At 28.3% G+C, this 18,556-nt stretch carries 15 protein-coding genes and 1 other RNA gene; 3 read left to right on the forward strand and 13 right to left on the reverse strand.

Annotated features, from left to right (window positions below):
* Positions 1-22: 22 nt before the first annotated feature.
* The 6 genes from ACNI28_RS02980 to tig all read right to left on the reverse strand — a co-directional run bounded on the left by ACNI28_RS02980 (position 23) and on the right by tig (position 5,968).
* The gene (locus tag ACNI28_RS02980) at positions 23-886 is read right to left on the reverse strand and encodes a hypothetical protein (protein WP_419765425.1); all 864 of its coding nucleotides are present in this window, start codon (positions 884-886) and stop codon (positions 23-25) included.
* Between the two features lie 123 nt (positions 887-1,009).
* Positions 1,010-1,891, reverse strand: a complete 882-nt coding sequence (gene era, locus ACNI28_RS02985; RefSeq protein ID WP_419765427.1) for a GTPase Era — start codon at positions 1,889-1,891, stop codon at positions 1,010-1,012.
* 68 nt (positions 1,892-1,959) lie between these two features.
* Positions 1,960-3,468 carry a YifB family Mg chelatase-like AAA ATPase gene (locus ACNI28_RS02990; protein ID WP_419765429.1) on the reverse strand — a complete coding sequence of 503 codons (1,509 nt, stop codon included), beginning with the start codon at positions 3,466-3,468 and terminating at the stop codon, positions 1,960-1,962.
* 63 nt (positions 3,469-3,531) lie between these two features.
* Positions 3,532-4,044 carry a peptide deformylase gene (def, locus tag ACNI28_RS02995; RefSeq protein WP_419765430.1) on the reverse strand — a complete coding sequence of 171 codons (513 nt, stop codon included), beginning with the start codon at positions 4,042-4,044 and terminating at the stop codon, positions 3,532-3,534.
* A gap of 16 nt (positions 4,045-4,060) precedes the next feature.
* Positions 4,061-4,645, reverse strand: a complete 585-nt coding sequence (gene clpP / locus ACNI28_RS03000) for an ATP-dependent Clp endopeptidase proteolytic subunit ClpP (RefSeq protein WP_419765431.1) — start codon at positions 4,643-4,645, stop codon at positions 4,061-4,063.
* A 21-nt stretch (positions 4,646-4,666) separates the two neighbouring features.
* Positions 4,667-5,968 carry a trigger factor gene (tig, locus tag ACNI28_RS03005; RefSeq protein WP_419765433.1) on the reverse strand — a complete coding sequence of 434 codons (1,302 nt, stop codon included), beginning with the start codon at positions 5,966-5,968 and terminating at the stop codon, positions 4,667-4,669.
* Between the two features lie 101 nt (positions 5,969-6,069).
* Between tig and ACNI28_RS03010 the strand changes: the two genes are divergently transcribed.
* Positions 6,070-7,785 (forward strand): VWA domain-containing protein, encoded by a 1,716-nt coding sequence (locus ACNI28_RS03010; protein ID WP_419765435.1) that lies wholly within the window; start codon positions 6,070-6,072, stop codon positions 7,783-7,785.
* 2 nt (positions 7,786-7,787) lie between these two features.
* On the opposite strand, the gene ppk2 (ACNI28_RS03015) is transcribed toward ACNI28_RS03010, so the two are convergent.
* The 5 genes from ppk2 (ACNI28_RS03015) to ACNI28_RS03035 form a co-directional block, all read right to left on the reverse strand.
* Entirely contained in the window at positions 7,788-8,912 is a 1,125-nt protein-coding gene (gene ppk2, locus ACNI28_RS03015) for a polyphosphate kinase 2 (RefSeq protein ID WP_419765436.1), read from the reverse strand.
* A 3-nt stretch (positions 8,913-8,915) separates the two neighbouring features.
* The gene (gene ppk2, locus ACNI28_RS03020; protein ID WP_419765437.1) at positions 8,916-9,839 is read right to left on the reverse strand and encodes a polyphosphate kinase 2; all 924 of its coding nucleotides are present in this window, start codon (positions 9,837-9,839) and stop codon (positions 8,916-8,918) included.
* A gap of 19 nt (positions 9,840-9,858) precedes the next feature.
* Positions 9,859-10,995, reverse strand: a complete 1,137-nt coding sequence (gene nspC / locus ACNI28_RS03025) for a carboxynorspermidine decarboxylase (protein ID WP_419766444.1) — start codon at positions 10,993-10,995, stop codon at positions 9,859-9,861.
* Positions 10,988-11,152, reverse strand: a complete 165-nt coding sequence (rd, locus tag ACNI28_RS03030) for a rubredoxin (RefSeq protein ID WP_419765439.1) — start codon at positions 11,150-11,152, stop codon at positions 10,988-10,990. The genes nspC and rd overlap by 8 nt, the downstream gene beginning before the upstream one ends.
* A 138-nt stretch (positions 11,153-11,290) precedes the next feature.
* Positions 11,291-12,484, reverse strand: coding sequence for a saccharopine dehydrogenase family protein (locus ACNI28_RS03035; protein WP_419765440.1), 1,194 nt, complete (start codon positions 12,482-12,484; stop codon positions 11,291-11,293).
* 143 nt (positions 12,485-12,627) lie between these two features.
* On the opposite strand from ACNI28_RS03035, the gene ssrA reads away from it, so the two are divergent.
* Together ssrA and ACNI28_RS03045 are read left to right on the forward strand one after the other, a co-directional pair.
* Positions 12,628-13,022: a transfer-messenger RNA gene (ssrA, locus tag ACNI28_RS03040) on the forward strand.
* Positions 13,023-13,216: 194 nt separating this feature from the next.
* Entirely contained in the window at positions 13,217-14,464 is a 1,248-nt protein-coding gene (locus tag ACNI28_RS03045; RefSeq protein ID WP_419765442.1) for a tyrosine-type recombinase/integrase, read from the forward strand.
* 134 nt (positions 14,465-14,598) lie between these two features.
* On the opposite strand, the gene ACNI28_RS03050 is transcribed toward ACNI28_RS03045, so the two are convergent.
* Both ACNI28_RS03050 and ACNI28_RS03055 read right to left on the reverse strand, forming a co-directional pair.
* Positions 14,599-17,058: an NACHT domain-containing protein gene (locus tag ACNI28_RS03050; RefSeq protein WP_419765443.1), complete on the reverse strand. Its 2,460-nt coding sequence runs from the start codon at positions 17,056-17,058 to the stop codon at positions 14,599-14,601.
* 81 nt (positions 17,059-17,139) lie between these two features.
* Positions 17,140-18,293, reverse strand: a protein-coding gene (locus tag ACNI28_RS03055) for an IS3 family transposase (RefSeq protein ID WP_419765270.1) whose coding sequence is annotated in 2 segments (ribosomal slippage) — positions 17,140-18,053 and positions 18,053-18,293 — 1,155 coding nt in all. Because the reading frame shifts where the segments join, the coding sequence is not laid out codon by codon here.
* Between the last annotated feature and the right edge of the window lie 263 nt (positions 18,294-18,556).

The following is an 18,556-nucleotide window of genomic DNA, read 5'->3' on the forward strand; positions in this document are numbered from 1 at the left end:
AAGTAGGAGGAAATAATATTTATTAAAAAGTAATTTTTGAACTAATTTCATAGCCATCCTTACTTTTAATAAATGAGTTAACTTTTATATTTTTGTATTTTTGTAAAAAAGCATAAGCATCATCACTTTTACTTGAGACAATTGTTACATTTAAACTTTTTTTTGAAAAAACATATTTTTTTATCTTTAAGTTATTTTCTTTTATTTCATTAAGTAATAAAGCAGTTTTATAGTAAAGCGTATCTTTTCTTTTTATGCTATTTTGTTTTTTTTGCTTTTCTAGGCTTAGTATTTTTTGCTTTTCAATTATTCTTTTATTATTGTACTCATAAACATAAATAAAAAGTCCAATTAATAATAGAGCTATCAAATATAAATAATATATTTTTGCTGCACTTCTATTTCCTATATAATTTAAAGAGCTTTTATAACTCTTAGCATTGATTAGATTATTTAAATCAGAACTATCTATATGGTAACTTTCATCAACATAAAAATTAAATCTTTTTTTTATATACTCATCAATATCTTCACGAAGAAGTTCTTTTTCAATTTTTTGGAAGTAGTAAAATTTGCAGTGTTCAAACAATAAAAAATAGTCTTTAAAATATACTGCTACTCTTTTATTATCAAGTTTTTTGTTTTTTAGAAACTCTATTATAATATCAATTACGGTAATAGCATTATATTTATTTTCATAATGACAGATAAAATACTCTTTTGTCAGGTCTATATAGCTATAAAAGATATGATGATTTTTTTTGAAGTTATTATCTTCTTTTAGTTTGTGTAGGATAAATTCATCTATATTCTTATCTAAAATCTCTTCAGATACTTTAAAAAGCTTTGTGAACATAGAATCTAAAAAAAGTGTATTTTTTAACATTTAAGTTTTCCAAAATAAGATAATAAATTATATTATTTTATAGCTTAAAAGTTTTTTATTAAGTTCATATAAATTATAGAAATATAACTTATATGAAACTTTTATTAAAAAAAGTGAATATACCTAATCTATATCATAACCTAAGTCTTTTAATCCCTCTTTATTTTTAGTCCATCCTTTTTTAATAGAAACAAAAAGTTCTAAGAAACATTTCTTTCCTGTAAGCTTCTCTATTTTTACTCTAGCATCTTTTCCTATTCTTTTAATAGCAGTGGCACCTTTTCCAATAATCATACCCTTTTGAGTAGATTTTTGTACGATAATTGTAGCTTTTATTACATCTACATTTGGCTTTTCTTCAACTTTATTTATCAATACATCTGTCTCATAAGGAATCTCATCAGAAATATTTTCGAAAATTGATTCTCGAATAAACTCTTTAAAAATCTCTCTTAAATGGTCAGTAGTTAAAATCTCTGGGTCAAATAAATAAGGATGTTCAGGTAAATGTTTAACTACCACATCTAAAATATCAGCATGAGTTGTAGCTTTTTTAATAGATACAGGTATTATAGACTCATATTTATCTGCATACTGTTCATACTCTTTCATTTTTTCTAATACTTCTTCATTTGAAACAAAATCAATCTTTGTTAGAAGTAATAAATGCTTTGTATTCTTTTTGTTTTTTTCTAAAAATGCTTCGTAGTGAGAGACTTTGTCAGTAATTGGTGCTAAAAAAAGTATTAAATCACAATCACCCATAGCCTTAAGTGCTTCGTCAAGCATAAATTGATTTAATAATTTTTCAGTTTCATGTAACCCTGGAGTATCTACAAATATAACTTGGTCATCTTCATGCATTACTATTATATTTGATCTTTTTCTTGTGGCATTTGCTTTGTGAGAAACCATCGCAATCTTTTCACCAACTAGCCAATTTAATAGTGAACTTTTACCTGCATTTGGTCTTCCTACTACTGATACATATCCGCATTTTGTCATCTTAATCCTTTGCAATCAATACGAAGTTTTCTTCGTAAAATCTAATTTTTTCGCATTATACAATAAAATCATCTTTTTCTGAAACTTAGTGCTTCAAAAAGATGCTCTTTTTTTATATTTTCACTAGCTTGTAAATCAGCAATTGTCCTTGCTACTTTTAAAACTTTATTTATACTTCTAAAAGAGAGTGAATAATTTTGGGTTGCCATATTTAAAATATTTTCACTTTGAGCATCTAAAAGACAATATTTATTTATGTCTTCGTCTTTTAACTTTCCATTTAAGTCACTCTGCCCTCTTTTTACCTGTAATCTAAAAGCATCTTGTACCATTTTATGCATCTTTTTAGAATCAATATCTGCTTTATCTTCATAATTGACTTCATTCATAGTGACAAATAAATCAATCCTATCACAAAATGGATCTGAAAGTTTCCCTTTGTATCTTGATATTTCAACGTCATTACATCTACACTCTTTGCTCTTACTCAAAAGGTTTCCACAAGGACATGGATTCATAGCACAGGAAAATAGAAATTTTGTTTCATAATTTACTTTCGAATTTACCCTTGATATCAATATTTTATAGTCTTCTAGAGGCTCCCTCATAGCTTCAAGTATGGCTTTTGAAAAATGTGGCAGTTCATCAAAGAAGAGTATTCCATTATTTGATAGAGCTATCTCTCCTATCTTTGAATTAATCGTACCTCCACCAAAGATAGATGCCTTTGTTGACGTATGGTGTGGGGAACGAAAAACAATACTACCATCAAAATTTGGCTCAATAAGATTTAAAGAGTCTAGTTTTGCTTTTTCAAGTATTTGGTCAACTGTTTGTGGTGGCATTATATATTTTAATCTTTTTATTATCATAGATTTCCCACAGCCTGGACTTCCTTCAAATATAATGTTATGATTGCCACAAACAGCTATTAAGGCTGCTCTTTTAGCTATGATTTGTCCTTTCACATCACGAAAGTCTAATTCATACTTTTTATTATAATAATAAACCTTATCATCTATATGCATAGTATCACAAGGCATTTGGGCTTGACTTACTCTATAACTCTCTTTATCTTTTGTATTAAAAAACATAATTGCATCATTTAAATTCTTTACACTGTATACATTTATATTGGGTATCATTGCAATTTTATCTTCTATGGATTTTGGAACTAAGACATTTAGATTTTTTATTTTTTTTGCTAAAGATAATACTAAAGGAAAAATAGAACTATTATCTTTTAGTGTTCCATCAAGAGCAAGTTCTGCAAATATATAAAAATCATCAAATTTTACTTTTGTATCATACATGGCAATTAAAAGTGCGATTGATAAATCAAAGTGGGTACCATTTTTATTTATATCTGAAGGTGAAAGGTTTATTGTGATTTTTTTTGGTGGAAATTTAAAGTCATTGGTTAAGAGTGCCGATTTTACTCTATCTTTTGACTCTTGGATTGATGAACTTGCAAGTCCTACTATTGAAAAGCTTGGTAATCCTTTTGTAAAAGTAGCCTCAACATCTACACATATGGCATCTAAAGATTCTAAAGTAGCGCTATTTATAGTTTTCATATAAAATCCATATAATAATTATTTTACTTATTATATGTGATTTTTTATTAATTTTTATATAATTTATTTACTCTTTTGAGCTTTTTTATACTCTTTTTCGAATTTCTTTCTTTTCATTAAAGAAAGTTTTTCTATAAAAAGGTGACCTTCTAAGTGGTCCATTTCATGTTGCCAAGCAACTGCTGGAAAATCTTCTGTTTCCATTTGTAGTTTATTTCCATGTCTATCTTGATACTCAACAATTATATGTTGAGCTCTTTTGATATCTTCATTAAATCCTGGCACACTTAAACAACCTTCTGTAAAAACTTGAATGCCATCTTTGTGTGTTATTTTAGGATTTATTGCTTCTATTAAAGAGTCTTTTTCTTGAATATCATTCTCATCTGGAATTAAGATGATAAGTACATTTAGAGGAATAGATACTTGAATAGCAGCTAAACCTACTCCACTTTGTGCAACCATAGTATCGTACATATCATCCAAAAGAGTATGAAGTTCTTCATCGAACTTCTCTACATCTTTTGACTTTGTTCTAAGCAGTTTGTTTGGATAAGTTATTACTTCTCTTATCATTTATTTATTCTCTTTATTATTTATGGTTTGTAATCACTTCATCAATCAAACCATATTTGCATGCTTCATCAGCACTCATAAAGTTATCTCTATCAGTATCTTTTTCAATAACTTTTAATGGCTGACCAGTTTGTTCAGCAATCATTTTATTAAGAGTATCTTTCATTCTTTGAATCTCTTTTGCCTGAATTTGGATATCAGTTGATTGACCTTGTGCTCCACCTGATGGTTGGTGAATCATCACTCTAGAGTTAGGTAAAGAGTATCTTTTACCTTTAACTCCAGAACTTAATAAAAATGCACCCATTGAAGCAGCTTGTCCAATACAAATAGTACAAACATCAGGTTTGATATAGTTCATAGTATCATATATTGACATTCCACTTGTGATAACTCCACCCGGAGAGTTTATGTATAAATAGATATCTTTATCTGGATCTTCAGCTTCTAAAAAAAGCAATTGTGCAACTATAGTAGAAGCAACAGCATCATTTACCTCGCCACTTAACATAATAATTCTATCTTTAAGAAGTCTTGAATAGATATCATAACTTCTTTCACCTCTACCAGATTTTTCTACAACGTATGGAATATAACTCATATAATCTTCCTATTTATTAATTTATTTACCTAATTTTTCATCAAATAATTTATTTAAAACTTTATCTTCAATCATAGACATTTTAATAGCTGGCATATAACCTGCATCTTGATATTGTTTTAAAACATCTTGAGGATTTTGTCCATTTTGCATTGCTTCATAATAAATTACTTGAGTAACTTCTTGATCATTTACTTCAACACCTTCAGCTGCTGCAAGTGCATCAACAATAAATGTAGCTTTTACAGAAGTTTCAGCATCTGCTCTTAACTCATCTCTAATCGCATCAACTTTTGCTGCATCTTCTTGAAGTTCTTTAATCTCTTCTTCTTTCATTGTTCTTACTTTGTTATTTAACGCATAGTTTACTTCTTGGTCAACAACAGTTGCAGGTAATGCAAAGTTTACTTTTTCTACTAATTTATCTAAATATGCAGGCTTTAACTCTTCTCTATAATAAGAGAACATTAATTCTGTTTTCATTTGCTCTTCGATTTTAGTTTTTAAAGTATCAATAGTAACATCTTCTTCATTTGGAAGCATTTTTTTAGCAAATTCATCATCTAATTCTTCAGCAACTTTTTCTTGAATCTCATGTAATGTTACTTTAAATGTAGCTTCTTTTCCAGCTAAGTCTTTAGATTGATAAGCTTCAGGGAAAGTTACTACAACATCTTTTTGCTCTTCATATTTCATACCTAAAATTTGTTCTTCAAATCCTGGGATAAAAGAGTTTGAACCAACTTCTAGTGCATACTTTTCAGCTTTTCCACCTTCAAATGCAACACCATCAACAAATCCTTCAAAATCAATAACAGCGAAATCGCCATCTTTTACCATTCTTTTTCTTTTGATTTTTTCTAAAGGAGCAGAACCTTTTGCAAGAGAATCTAATCTTTCATTTAAATCTTTTTTAGCTACTTTTTTCTCTTTAACAGCTGGAACCAATGCTTTGTAATCACCTAATTCAAACTTTGGTTTACAAGATATTTTAAGTTCAACATCAATGTCACCATTATCATTTTTTTCATATTTAGTAACAGCTGGTTCACCAATTAACTCTTCATTCGCAATTTCTAATTCAGCTAAAGCTTCTTGCAATAAATCTCTTAATACTTCATTTGCAGCATCTTCAGATAACTTCTCACCATATCTAGCTTTTACAACATTCATAGGAACTTTACCTTTTCTAAATCCTTGAATGTTCATTGTTTTAGCAGCTTCCTTAGCAATCTTATCTGTTTTTGCATCGATTGTAGCGCTATTCATTGTTGCAGTTATTTCTGCATTAGCTTCGTCAACTCTTTTTGCGTTAAATTCCATTAACTTTTCTCCAATATAATAATTTTGAGCGATTTTATCTAAATTTTACTAAGGCTTATATAAAATAAATTTTTAATCAAATCTACACACAAAGAGTAACAATGCAATTTTTATACCCTAATGTACTTTTTCTTATGTTAATTCCAACTTTGATACTATTTTTTTTGATTGTTACACAAAAGAGCAAATTTGAAAAAATATTTAATCAAAAAGTTTTAAATAAACTTACAATTTCAAGTTCAAAACTAACAAAAAAAAGTAGAAATATTCTACTCTTTATCTCTCTTGTATTTATGATTATTGCCCTATCAAGACCTGTTAGCGATGAAAAAGAACAAAACATAAATCAAGAACTTATCCCTATTGTTATTGCAATTGATGCCTCAAAGTCTATGTTGGCACAAGATGTCTATCCAAGTAGATTAAAAATGGCAAAAAAGAAAATACTAGACCTAATAAAATCATCAAAGCAACTCTCTATTGGAATTATTATTTTTGGAGAGTCTTCTTTTATATTATCACCTCTGACAAATGATTTTACATCACTAAATTTTTTAGTAGAAAATTTTGATTACAATTTAAACATTAGTGATGGCTCAAATATTTTCTCAGCACTAGAAGCTTCAAATAAATTGTTAAAAGATTATAAATCTAAAAATATTCTTCTTCTAAGTGATGGTGGAAATGCAAATAACTATCAAGAGGAGATAGAGTATGCAAACAAAAATAACCTTAATATTTACACTATTACAATAGCTACAAATAATCCCACTCCAATACCTACAAAAGATGGCTACGTAAATGACAAAGATGGTAATATTGCAATGGTAAAATTAAATGAGAATATTAAAAAACTAAGCTTAAACAGTGAAGCAGGATATACAAACTATACTCTAAACAATGATGATATAAACTCAATAATCAATGATATCTCTAAAAAAACACAAAAGGTAAATATGGAAGTAAAGAAACAAAAAGTTTATACCGAACTTTTTTATTACCCTCTTGGATTTGCACTTTTTATACTTTTGATTGCCTTTTCATCACTGCCAAGTATCAAGTCACTTGCCAAAACTTCAGTTTTATTAATAATTCTATGCAATATAGATGTAAATGCCTCAATTTTAGATTTTAATACTATAAAAGAAGCAACAAAAGCATACAACAATAAAGAATATACTACCTCATCAAATAAATTCAAAGATTTTATAAGTACAAATGAAGGTAGATATAACTTTGCCAACTCATTATACAAAGAAAAAAAATATGAAAGTGCTTTAAAAATGTATAAAGATATAGCCACAAGTGATGATGAATTGGAGTTTAAAAAGCTACATAATATGGGAAATACCTATGTAAAACTCAATGATTTAAATAGTGCTAAAAAAATGTATGAAAATGCTTTGAAAATAAAAGAAGACAAGCAGACAAAAGAGAATTTAGAGCTTGTAAAAAAAGCTTTAAAAAATAAGCAAAATAAAGATTCAAAACAAAAGCAAAATGATAAAAATAATAAACAAGATAAAGATACTAAAAAAGATAAGAACGATAAAAACAAAAGTGATAATAAAGAGCAATCTAAAAAAGATAAAGAAAACAATAGTAATAAGGAAAACAATAAAAAAAGTCAAAATAACAAAAATAATGAAAACAAAGATGATAAAAAGGCTTCACAAAGAAAAGTAAATGAAAATCTGTTATCAAATAAAGAAGAAAAAAAATGGTTAAACTTACTAAAAAATCAAAAAAATCCAATTCTTTTGAAAAAAGTGGAAACAAAGAACAATTCTAAAAATAGTTCTTCATCTCCTTGGTAATACTAGTAGTTAGCTGATTTTCTCATTTGCATCAACTCTCTTTGTACTGAAATATTAATTTTCTCATTTCCTTCAAAATTGATAGCATAATTTTTACCATCATAGTCTACTGAATTTAATATGATTTTCATAGCTTCAATTCTAGATAAAAACTTATCATCACTTCTAACTATATGCCAAGGTGCACTTCTTGAGTTTGTACGTCTAAGCATCTCATATTTTTTCTCTGAAAACTCACCCCACAAATCTTGAGCTTGCATATCTACTTCAGAAAATTTCCATTGTCTTAGTGGGTCATTGATTCTTCTATCAAACCTTCTTTTTTGTTCATCTTTTGAAACAGAAAAATATAGTTTAATTAAAATCATTCCTTGTCTTACTAAGTCTTGTTCAAAATTAACAACATCTTCCATAAATATTTCATGTTCTTCTTGTGTACAAAACCCAAATATCGGCTCTACCATTGCTCTGTTGTACCAAGATCTATCAAATAAAACTATCTCGCCACCTGTTGGAAAGTGTTGAATATATCTTTGGAAAAACCACTGATTTCTTTGTGTATCATTAGGTTTACCAAGGGCTACTATTCTGTAATGTTTATTGTTCATATATCTTGTGATTCTTCTGATTGCCCCACCTTTACCAGAAGCATCTCTTCCTTCAAAAAGAATAATCATTCTTTTATTCTCTTTTTCTAAATAGTTTTGAAGTTTTATTAGCTCAATTTGATAATGCTTTAACTCTTCTAGTTCATAAATCTTTTTGATACCACTTTTCATAATATTTTTATCAAGAGTTTTATAATTTCCAAGTATCTCTTTCATCTCTTTATTTTGAGATACTAGTTTTTCATACTCTTTATTTGTTATTGATTGATTTACATTTTCATCTTTTACTTCTATTTTTGGTTCTTCTTGTGTAGCAATAATTGTCTCTTTATAAGTGTTCATTAAAGAGATTGCATCTCTTTTTGTAATATTGTCTTTTTTTGAGTAACCCAAAACCTTTACATATCTTTTCTTATTGTATTGAAATCTAGCTACATATTTTTTTCCAAAAGTAACATGTGCTACTTTTGAAATATACAAACCATTGTAATCTGTCTTCTCAAAATCGTTTAAATTCATCTATTATACCTTTGCAAATTTGTTTTCTTTTTCCATATATTCTATCTCTTGTGTTCCTGTATTTACGAAGTCTTTATCCACTTCAAATATGTTTGAGTCAACTTTATGGGGATAAATAACATTTGATAATATATATTTAATACAGTTTAATCTAGCTAGTTTTTTATTATCACTTCTAATAACTGTCCATGGTGCGATATCAGTATTAGAAGCCATTAGCATAGAAAATTTTGCTGTTGTATAATTATCCCAAAGCTTTTGTGACTCTTTATCTACAGGAGAGAGTTTAAACTGTTTTAGTGGATCTATCTCTCTTTTTTTAAATCTTCTTGCTTGCTCTTTTTTTGAAACAGAGAAATAGAACTTAAATAAAATAATCCCAGATTTTACAATCATCTTTTCAAACTCTGGAACCTCTCTTAGAAACTCATGGTGCTCTTCTGTTGTACAAAATCCCATAACTGGCTCAACACCACCTCTGTTGTACCAAGATCTATCAAAAAGAACAATTTCACCAGCACTTGGAAGGTGTTGTGTATATCTTTGAAAATACCATTGCGTTTTTTCTATATCACCTGGTTTTCCCAATGCTACAATTCTAGCGCCCCTAGGATTTAAATGTTCTGCTATTCTTTTAATAGTACCACCTTTTCCAGCAGCATCTCTTCCTTCAAAAAGCATCAAAACTTTTAAGCCTTTATCTTTTACATAATTTTGAAATTTTAATAATTCAATTTGTAATAAAGTAAGTTCTTTTTCATACTCTAGGGTCTCTTTTTTTACCCAGATTTGAACTTTTTTGCCTTTTTGTCTTAACTCTTTTCTTTTTCTTTTAAAGTTTTTAGATTTGTGTTTTAAACTTTCATGGGTATCAATCTCTTCATCTTCTCTGAATTCATCTTCAATTATTGCGCGTTTTTGTCCCATGTCTGTAGCCTTTATCTATTTATAGTCTTGATTTATATTCATTATAACCAAAGTTTTTTACAATTTGGTAACAACCTTCACCTTTTTTTATTGCTATGGATGGTAACTTAATTCCATTGAAGGTTGTAGTTTTTACCATCGTATAATGTATCATATCTTCTAAGATTATTTTATCACCCACTTTCAAAGGCTCATCAAAGGAATAATCCCCAATAATATCCCCTGCAAGACAAGTATTTCCACCAATCCGGTAATTGTGTTTTTTAATATCTATTTCACCACTATTTTTTATATCTGGTCTATAAGGCATAGCAAGGGTGTCTGGCATATGAGCTTCAGCAGAAGTGTCTAAAATAGCTATGTCCATGCCATTATTTACTATATCTAAGACTGTTGTTACTAAATAGCCAGTTCTCCAGCCCACAGCTTCACCTGGTTCTAAATATACTTCTAAATGAGGATATCTTAACTTAAACTCTTTTAAAAGATATATCAAACTATTTACATCATAATCTTCTCTTGTAATATGGTGACCACCTCCAAAATTTACCCACTTCATTTGAGGCAAAAATTCACCAAACTTTTCTTCAAAGTTATTTAAAGCACCCTCTAAAGCATCAACATTTTGTTCACAAAGAGCATGAAAATGAAGTCCATCTACATTTTCAATTGCATTTATATCAAAATTTTTTCTAGTAATTCCTAATCTTGAAAATGCTCCACAAGGATTATACAAATCAACTTCAACAGAAGAGAATTCAGGATTAACTCTAAGTCCTATAGATGTTTTACCTATAGCTTTATGTTCAAGTTTCTTTAGTTGTGCGATAGAATTAAAAACAATATGATTTGATATAGATACTATCTCATCCACTTCTTCTTCTTTAAAGGCCGGTGAGTAAGTATGCACTTCTCTTCCAAACTCCTTTGAAGCAAGCAATGCTTCATGAAGTCCAGATGCACAACATCCTTGAAGGTACTCTTTACATAAACCAAAAGTAGAATAAAGTGAAAAACCTTTTAAAGCAAGTAAAATTTTTACTCCTGCTTCATCTTGAACTTTTTTTAAAAGTTCAAGGTTTTTCTTTAAAAGTTCTTCTTCACATACAAAGCAAGGACTTGGTAACTCTTCAAAAGAATTAACAATATCAGTCATTATATGGCTCAAAATCTTCCTTACTCACTCCACAATCTGGACATTCCCAATCTTCAGGAAGATCTTCAAAAGCAGTTCCTGGAGCTATACCACTATCTTCATCACCAAGAGCTGGGTCATATATATAATCACATACTGAACAAATATATTTTTGCATAATATTTCCTTTAAAGATGTTCCATTTTTCAAGGGAACCTTATATTTTTGACTTCTTTTAACGATGGAAATAAATTCCATCTAAAGAAGCAAATCCTAAAGAAAGTAACGAGTTACTTTGGGCTTAAAGAATAAAAAATTATTCTATTTCTAGTATTTTCCAAGGAAGACCTTGTTCCATTAGCTCATCCATAAATGGCTTTGCATCAAACTCTTCGATGTTGAATACACCTTTGTTTTTCCAAATACCTTTATAAAGTAGTTTAGAACCAATCATTGCAGGAACACCTGTAGTATAACTTACAGCTTGTGCACCTGTCTCTTTGAAACACTCTTGGTGGTCACAGATATTGTAGATATAGACTTTTTTTCTTTTACCATCTTTTATACCTTCTATGATACATCCAATATTTGTTTTCCCAACAGTTCTAGGCCCTAAGCTTGAAGGGTCTGGTAGTAATGTAGTTAAGAACTCTATTGGAATAATCTCTACACCTTTATGCATAACAGGCTCAATACCTAGCATACCAACATTTTGCAAGCAATTCATGTGTTGAATATAAGAATCTCCAAAAGTCATAAAGAATCTAATTCTTTTAAGACCTTTGATATTTTTAGATAGTGATTCCAACTCTTCATGGTATAAAAGATATGATGGCTTTACTCCAACTTCTGGATAGTCATGATCAACTCTTATTTCTAAAGGTTTTGTTTCAATCCACTCTCCATTTTCCCAATATCTACCATTTGCAGATACTTCTCTAAGATTAATCTCTGGATTAAAGTTTGTAGCAAAAGGATATCCATGATCTCCAGCATTACAATCCATAATATCTATATAATGGATTTCATCAAAAAGATTTTGTTGAGCATAAGCACAAAATACGCCAGTAACTCCTGGGTCAAATCCAGAACCTAAAAGTCCCATGATATTAGCTTCTTTAAACTGGTCATTTCTTGCCCATTGTTCTTTGTATTCAAATTTTGCAACATCTGGATGTTCATAGTTTGCAGTATCCACATAATCAACTCCACATTTTGTACAAGCATCCATAATAGTTAAGTCTTGATATGGCAATGCCACATTTAAAACTAACTTTGGATTTGTTTTTTCAATTAGTATCACTAAATCATCTACACTATCAGCATCTACAGAAGCTACAGAGATTTCTACATTTTGATTCTTTAGAATATCATCTCTAATTGCTTCACATTTAGAAATAGTTCTTGAAGCTAATGTAATTTTTTCAAATGTATCTATATTCATCGCACACTTAACAGTTGCAACACGACTAACCCCACCAGCACCAATAATTAATATACCTTTTTTCATAAAAACCTCTGATTTTAAAATTATAATATTATATTAAAATAATAGTTAAAGAACAACAAGATTACTAAAATTTTAATATAAATACATTACATAAAATAAATTCTCTTTTAAGAAATTTAGGTTATAATTCTCCTCTTCGATATGGGGATGACTTGGTATCGATTAGAGCAGTGAGGATTGGTTGCATGTCGGCCTGAACACGCCGTTATACGGTTCATTTTTTTTAGACGCAAATAATACAAATTACGCTCCAGCTTACGCTAAAGTAGCATAAGTTAAACACAGACTCGCCTAACGGCTTGAGACTTTGGAGGTTTCCACTACAGATTCTATCTATGTAGTATTACGGAGACTCACCCTAGATAGATTATCATTTTAGAGCTGATTTGACTAATCTGAGACATTTAGAATCTTAGCTTTTTAATTAGCCTTGCAGGTTGAGCTTTTAGAAAGTGAAATTAATCAACCTTTTACTAAACATGTAGACGCTGGTAGTAGCTGTTTTAAGACTGGAGTTCAATTCTCCACATCTCCACCATTACAACTTTCTATACAAATCATAAAAGTCCATTAAGCTACCAAAAAATGGCGCTTTACTATCATTTTTAGTCTAATATCATCTAATCACTTTCCACTAAATCTAAATCTTTTGGGGTACTTTTTAGGGTACTTTTTGTAAAATTAAAAAATTGGATTAAAAAAAGTACCCTAAAATTTCTCAAAAGGATTCTTATGGCACGAACTATTGCACCTTTGACAAATATAGAAATTAAATCTGCAAAACCTAAAGAAAAAGATTATAAACTTTTTGATGGTGGTGGTCTTTTTCTCTTAGTTGTAAAATCAGGTGGAAAAAGATGGAGGTTAAAGTATAGATTCAATAATAAAGAAAAAGTTTTATCTATAGGAACATATCCAGTTCTTTCACTAAAAGATGCTAGAGAGATTAGAGATAATTATAAAAATCTAATCGCAAAAGGCATTGACCCAAATGAGCAAAAAAAACAATCTAAAGAAGAAATCAATATAAATGAAAAGAAAAAAGAGAATACCTTTTATAAAGTTTCTCAAGAATGGCATATAAACTATGCAAGTGAAGTAACAAAAAACTATCATACAAAATTAGAACGAGCATTAGAACTTTATGTTTATCCTTTTATAAAAGATAAGCCAATAGAAGAGATTACAAGACTTGATATTATTGAGATACTAAAAGACTTAAAAGAAAAAAATATACAAGAAACAGCAAAAAGAGTTTTTATGCTCTTAAATAAAATATATAAATATGCAGTAACCCTAGAATACACACCACACAATATAATAGCCGACATAGAACAAAAAACCATATTAGGAAAAAGAGAAAAACGACACTACCCTACTTTTACAAAAAGCAAAGATATAAAAGCTTTACTTCTAGCTATTGACGAATATTCAGGAGACTACACAACTAAGATGGCATTAAAAATGCTTCCCTATGTATTTGTTAGAAGTTTTAATATAAGACATTGTGAATGGTCTGAAATAGACTTTGAAAACAGACAATGGGTTATCCCAAAAGAAAAAATGAAAACTAAAATAGAATTTATCTTACCCCTACCAAATCAAGTAATAGAAATACTAGAAGAGATAAAACAATATTCAGGAAGAGGAAAATATGTTTTTCCAAGTTTTAGAGGAAAAGATAAACCAATGAGTGACAATACACTAATTTCAGCATTAAGAAGAATGGGCTTTACAAAAGAAGAATTTGTACCTCATAGTTTTAGGGCTATGTTTTCAACAATAGCCTATGAAAATGCGAATACTGAAAATGGACATAAATATACTGGGGAAGTAATTGAAGCACTTCTTTCACATAAAGAACAAAATAAAATTAAAGAAGCTTATAATAGAGCATTATATAAAGATAGTATGAGAGGTTTAATTATATGGTATGCTAAGTATTTGGATAGTATAAAATCTAAAATTTGTTCTATATAATAACTGTATATTACGAATAATTTATTTTTTAAAGAATACAGAGATATGGCTAAATAAAATACTTTATTTATTTAGCCATTTTTTAAACATTGATAAGCCTCATATATATTCTAGAATACTAAGTTTAGACTATTTTAAAATCGTTTTAATATTAAACTTAATAAATAAGAAATTTCAAATATTTCTCCATTTTCAGATGTTAATCTTTCAATATTTTTTTTGCTAACAATTTTATAAGTTTCTTCTTCTGGGATTAAAGATAAACATGTTTCGTACCATAAAAGAATTGGTTTTTTTAACTTAAGTTTCAAATAAAACGATATAAATGATATTAAAAAAATAGATGACATAAAAATAACAGTTCCTGCTGTAGTTTCCTCAATACTGAAATAAGTAAGATAGGGAAGTTGCACTGATACTTCTGGAGGTAGAATACTTCCTGTAAGAAACATTACAATTATCATTACATATATTAGAAATGATATTCTTAAAAAGATTTTTGTATCTATGTTCGCAAAAGATATTAAATTTTTAACTAGTTTATTTGGGAGGAATAAAGTAAATAATTTATCAGCAAAATTTTCTTTTTCCTCTTTAAAACTTATTAAATTCAATAGGTATGATGAGATAAATGATGTAATCTCTTTAGTAAATTTAAAGGAATAAATATCTTTTATTAATAATGAATCAGAAATGGTATTAACAATTTTTGTATAATGTTCATCTTTTTGTAATATTTTATGTACAAAAAATAATGCAAATAGAAATTCTAAAAATGATTTATGCGCAAATTTAAAAGAATCATTTCCAGATAAGTCTTTTACAAGTATACCCGATGTACGTACATCATTAAAGACTGTTTCAATTGCATGTTTATTTTCTTCTAATCTTTTTCTTAATGGTATATTATTTAAATCATCAATGCTTATTTCATTAGGAATCTCATAATATAATTTGCTAATAATACTCTCTAATTGAACTTTATTAATTTGATTTGAATACTGTGTGTTTAAAATCATTCCAGTTGCAATCCCAATCATAAAGTACTCTCTTTCATTGATTGTAAGAATAGGAGCGACACCTGTTTTACCAATTGTTCTAAGTTTAGATTCTTGTCTTCTATATGAGTGTTTTATAAATGCATTAATTACTGATGCAGAATTAATATTCTTTTTATCTAGAGTATCCCAAATAATACTTGCTTGATATAAAGTTGATGGTCTTGAAATTAAATCTAAGAAACTATTATTTTGTTTAATATTTATTAAATTTAAAATTTCATTTTTTGTAATTTCATTTGTATGCCTCAATGCATTTTCTATTTGTTCTTTATTTAATGGCATTAAGTGTATAGGTTCATTGTAAAATGTCTGATTAGAGTTTTGATTAAATTGTAAAAACTTTTCCATTTCAATGGTATCAAGAAATAAATTTGGTCTACCAGTAATAATTACCTTTGATTTTTCAAATCTCATAAATTCTAGTAATCTCTTAAAATGTAAATGACGAGTATGTGAATCCCCAATTAAATCCATTTCATCAAATCCTTCTAAAATTATTAAAAGTTTCCCTGCATAAAATAATTTTTCAATTGCCTTTGCACTTATATCAAATGTACTTGACCAACTAGCAATAATACTTAACATATCATCATTCTTAGGACTCTTCCCTCTAAGCTCAATTATAATAGGTATACGGTATTCATCTTTATTTCTTATCATTTCATATGCAATTTTCAATGATAAAACACTCTTCCCTTGTCCGTATTCTCCTAATAAAGATATATGGTTTGATTTTCTATTATCTTTTGTCCATTTTAGGATGTACTCTTCTATGTTGTTTATTATCTTCTTATCATTAGTACTAATTAATTGACCTTTAGGTATTACATATGTATCTTGAAGTCTTAAATTATCACCACTTGTTATTTCTTTTTCTAAAAACTGATAATTAATAAAATCAAAATATTCAGTAAAGTCAATTAATGAATCTAATATTAAATCATAACTGATATATTCTACTAACATATCTTCTAGTATAATTGACTTATTTAATTGTATAGTATTTTTTGACATTACTAAAATTTTAATAATTTCTTTTTCTGCACAATATCTTTTTAAATAATTAATTTTTTGTATTAATAGTTCACTAGTAGGATAATCGATACAGCAAAAAACTGCAATATCTTGATTTGAATATTTACATGTATACAAAGATTCTGTTTCATGCCAGTTTTTTTCACTAATTATATATTGTTTAGACATTAGTCGTAGTAATTCTCTTGCTTCCGTATGCCAATCTTTATTTTCATCAAGATAATGTGTATCTTCTAATTTTACTTCATCTTCACTATCTTTTGTATTTTCTAAAATTATTTTAATTGGTAATGCACCTCGTAAACTTGCATCTAAATAACTATAATCTTGGCGTTTTTTTGTTAATTCACTATCATCAATACTTACTGCCCCTGTCCATTCTTTAAATATAAACGCTACTGTTGATGCTAATATTATAAAAATAAGTCCTGATAATATTTTACCTGTCCAATCCGTTGTTGGAACAGCAATATCTTCTAAAGGTAATAAGTTAAACAATTTTATTACAGTAATAATAAAACTATTATCTGGAATGACCCCAATATCATAGACATTAAATAATTCAGTTAATACCTAAACTTATTTAACAGAATTATTGTATCTTTTTTCAAATTCATTTGGACTTATATGTCCTAAATAACTATGTCTTCTTTTTGCATTATAAAACATCTCAATATATTCAAATATCTTTGATTTTGCTACCTCTCTTGTTATAAATACATGCTTACGAACTAGCTCTTTTTTAAGTGTTTTAAAAAAACTCTCAGCAACTGCGTTATCATAACAATTCCCTCGTCTACTCATACTAGGAATAATATTATGTTTATTTGCAAATACTTTATAATCATAAGAACTATATTGACTCCCTTGATCTGAGTGAAGTATAACCTTTGAATTTATCTTATTTATTCTTTGTGTAGCCATTTTCATTGCATTTAAAACTAATGGTGTTGTCATTCTATGACTTGTATCCCATCCAATAACTTTTCTAGAAAATAAGTCTATAACAGTTGCTAAATATATCCATCCTTCATGCGTTCGAATATATGTTATATCACTAACCCAACTTTCATTAGGTTTATTAGCGATAAAACATTGTTGTAAATGATTTGTATATGCTTTATGTTTAGCACCAGCTTTATGCTTTGGTTTGCGTTTATAGGTTCCTACACCATATAACTTAGCTTGAGTCATAAGTCTTGCTACTCTTTTTTTATTTACAATAATACCTGATGCTATTAAATCTTTATGAATATTTCTATATCCATAAATCCCATTACACTCTTTAAATAGCTCTTTTATGTGAATAGTGAGTTTCTGATTCGATTGTTCTCTATTTGAAATGGGTTGTGTGAGCCACTGATAATATCCACTATGGTGTACTTGCATCACTTTACATAGTTTTCTTACTGCATAAAGTGAACTATATTCTTTAATAAAAGAGTATTTTAGTTTGTGTGGCTTGCAAAGTACACCGCGGCCTTTTTTAAGATATCTCGTTCTTCTGTAACTCTTTTGAGTTCTCTTTGTAGTTTTTTAATCTCTGCACTTGAGGAATCCAATATTTTATGTTTTTCTATTGCTTCTGGGGACTCTAATCGTTTAATCCAATTACGAAGTGAATTACTATTTACACCTAAGCGATTTGCTGTATCTGTTATGCTATACCCATTTTTAATAACTTGATTAACTGCTTCTAATCTAAATTCTTCACTATATACTATTCTTGCCATTTTTTAACCTTTGCAAATTTTACAATGATTTTTATCATTGATATATTAATTTACTGAATTAAATTATGTCTAGTTTATTGGGGTCATTCCAATCTGTAAAAACATGTGTTATAACTAGCGCTGCAAAAGAAAATAGTAATCCTAATGAAACAAAAGCAAAACGTTCTCTTGAATAAACCTTTCTGCGTTTAAATATATATATTGTCAAACATAAAAAAATAACTAAGATAAATAACGCAATACTTGCAAGTAACATTTTTAAC

It is taken from the genome of Arcobacter denitrificans (SeqCode), from assembly GCF_048571185.1.
GTDB lineage: Bacteria > Campylobacterota > Campylobacteria > Campylobacterales > Arcobacteraceae > Arcobacter > Arcobacter denitrificans.

Bases quoted from the DNA above. Each gene is read 5' to 3' on its own strand.
- ACNI28_RS03045 (WP_419765442.1), top strand. From the start codon at position 13,217: ATGGCACGAACTATTGCACCTTTGACAAATATAGAAATTAAATCTGCA.
- ACNI28_RS03035 (WP_419765440.1), bottom strand. From the start codon at position 12,484: ATGAAAAAAGGTATATTAATTATTGGTGCTGGTGGGGTTAGTCGTGTT.
- ACNI28_RS03010 (WP_419765435.1), top strand. From the start codon at position 6,070: ATGCAATTTTTATACCCTAATGTACTTTTTCTTATGTTAATTCCAACT.
- ppk2 (WP_419765437.1), bottom strand. From the start codon at position 9,839: ATGGGACAAAAACGCGCAATAATTGAAGATGAATTCAGAGAAGATGAA.
- rd (WP_419765439.1), bottom strand. From the start codon at position 11,152: ATGCAAAAATATATTTGTTCAGTATGTGATTATATATATGACCCAGCT.
- tig (WP_419765433.1), bottom strand. From the start codon at position 5,968: ATGGAATTTAACGCAAAAAGAGTTGACGAAGCTAATGCAGAAATAACT.
- ppk2 (WP_419765436.1), bottom strand. From the start codon at position 8,912: ATGAATTTAAACGATTTTGAGAAGACAGATTACAATGGTTTGTATATT.
- era (WP_419765427.1), bottom strand. From the start codon at position 1,891: ATGACAAAATGCGGATATGTATCAGTAGTAGGAAGACCAAATGCAGGT.
- def (WP_419765430.1), bottom strand. From the start codon at position 4,044: ATGATAAGAGAAGTAATAACTTATCCAAACAAACTGCTTAGAACAAAG.
- clpP (WP_419765431.1), bottom strand. From the start codon at position 4,645: ATGAGTTATATTCCATACGTTGTAGAAAAATCTGGTAGAGGTGAAAGA.
- ACNI28_RS02990 (WP_419765429.1), bottom strand. From the start codon at position 3,468: ATGAAAACTATAAATAGCGCTACTTTAGAATCTTTAGATGCCATATGT.
- nspC (WP_419766444.1), bottom strand. From the start codon at position 10,995: ATGACTGATATTGTTAATTCTTTTGAAGAGTTACCAAGTCCTTGCTTT.
- ACNI28_RS02980 (WP_419765425.1), bottom strand. From the start codon at position 886: ATGTTAAAAAATACACTTTTTTTAGATTCTATGTTCACAAAGCTTTTT.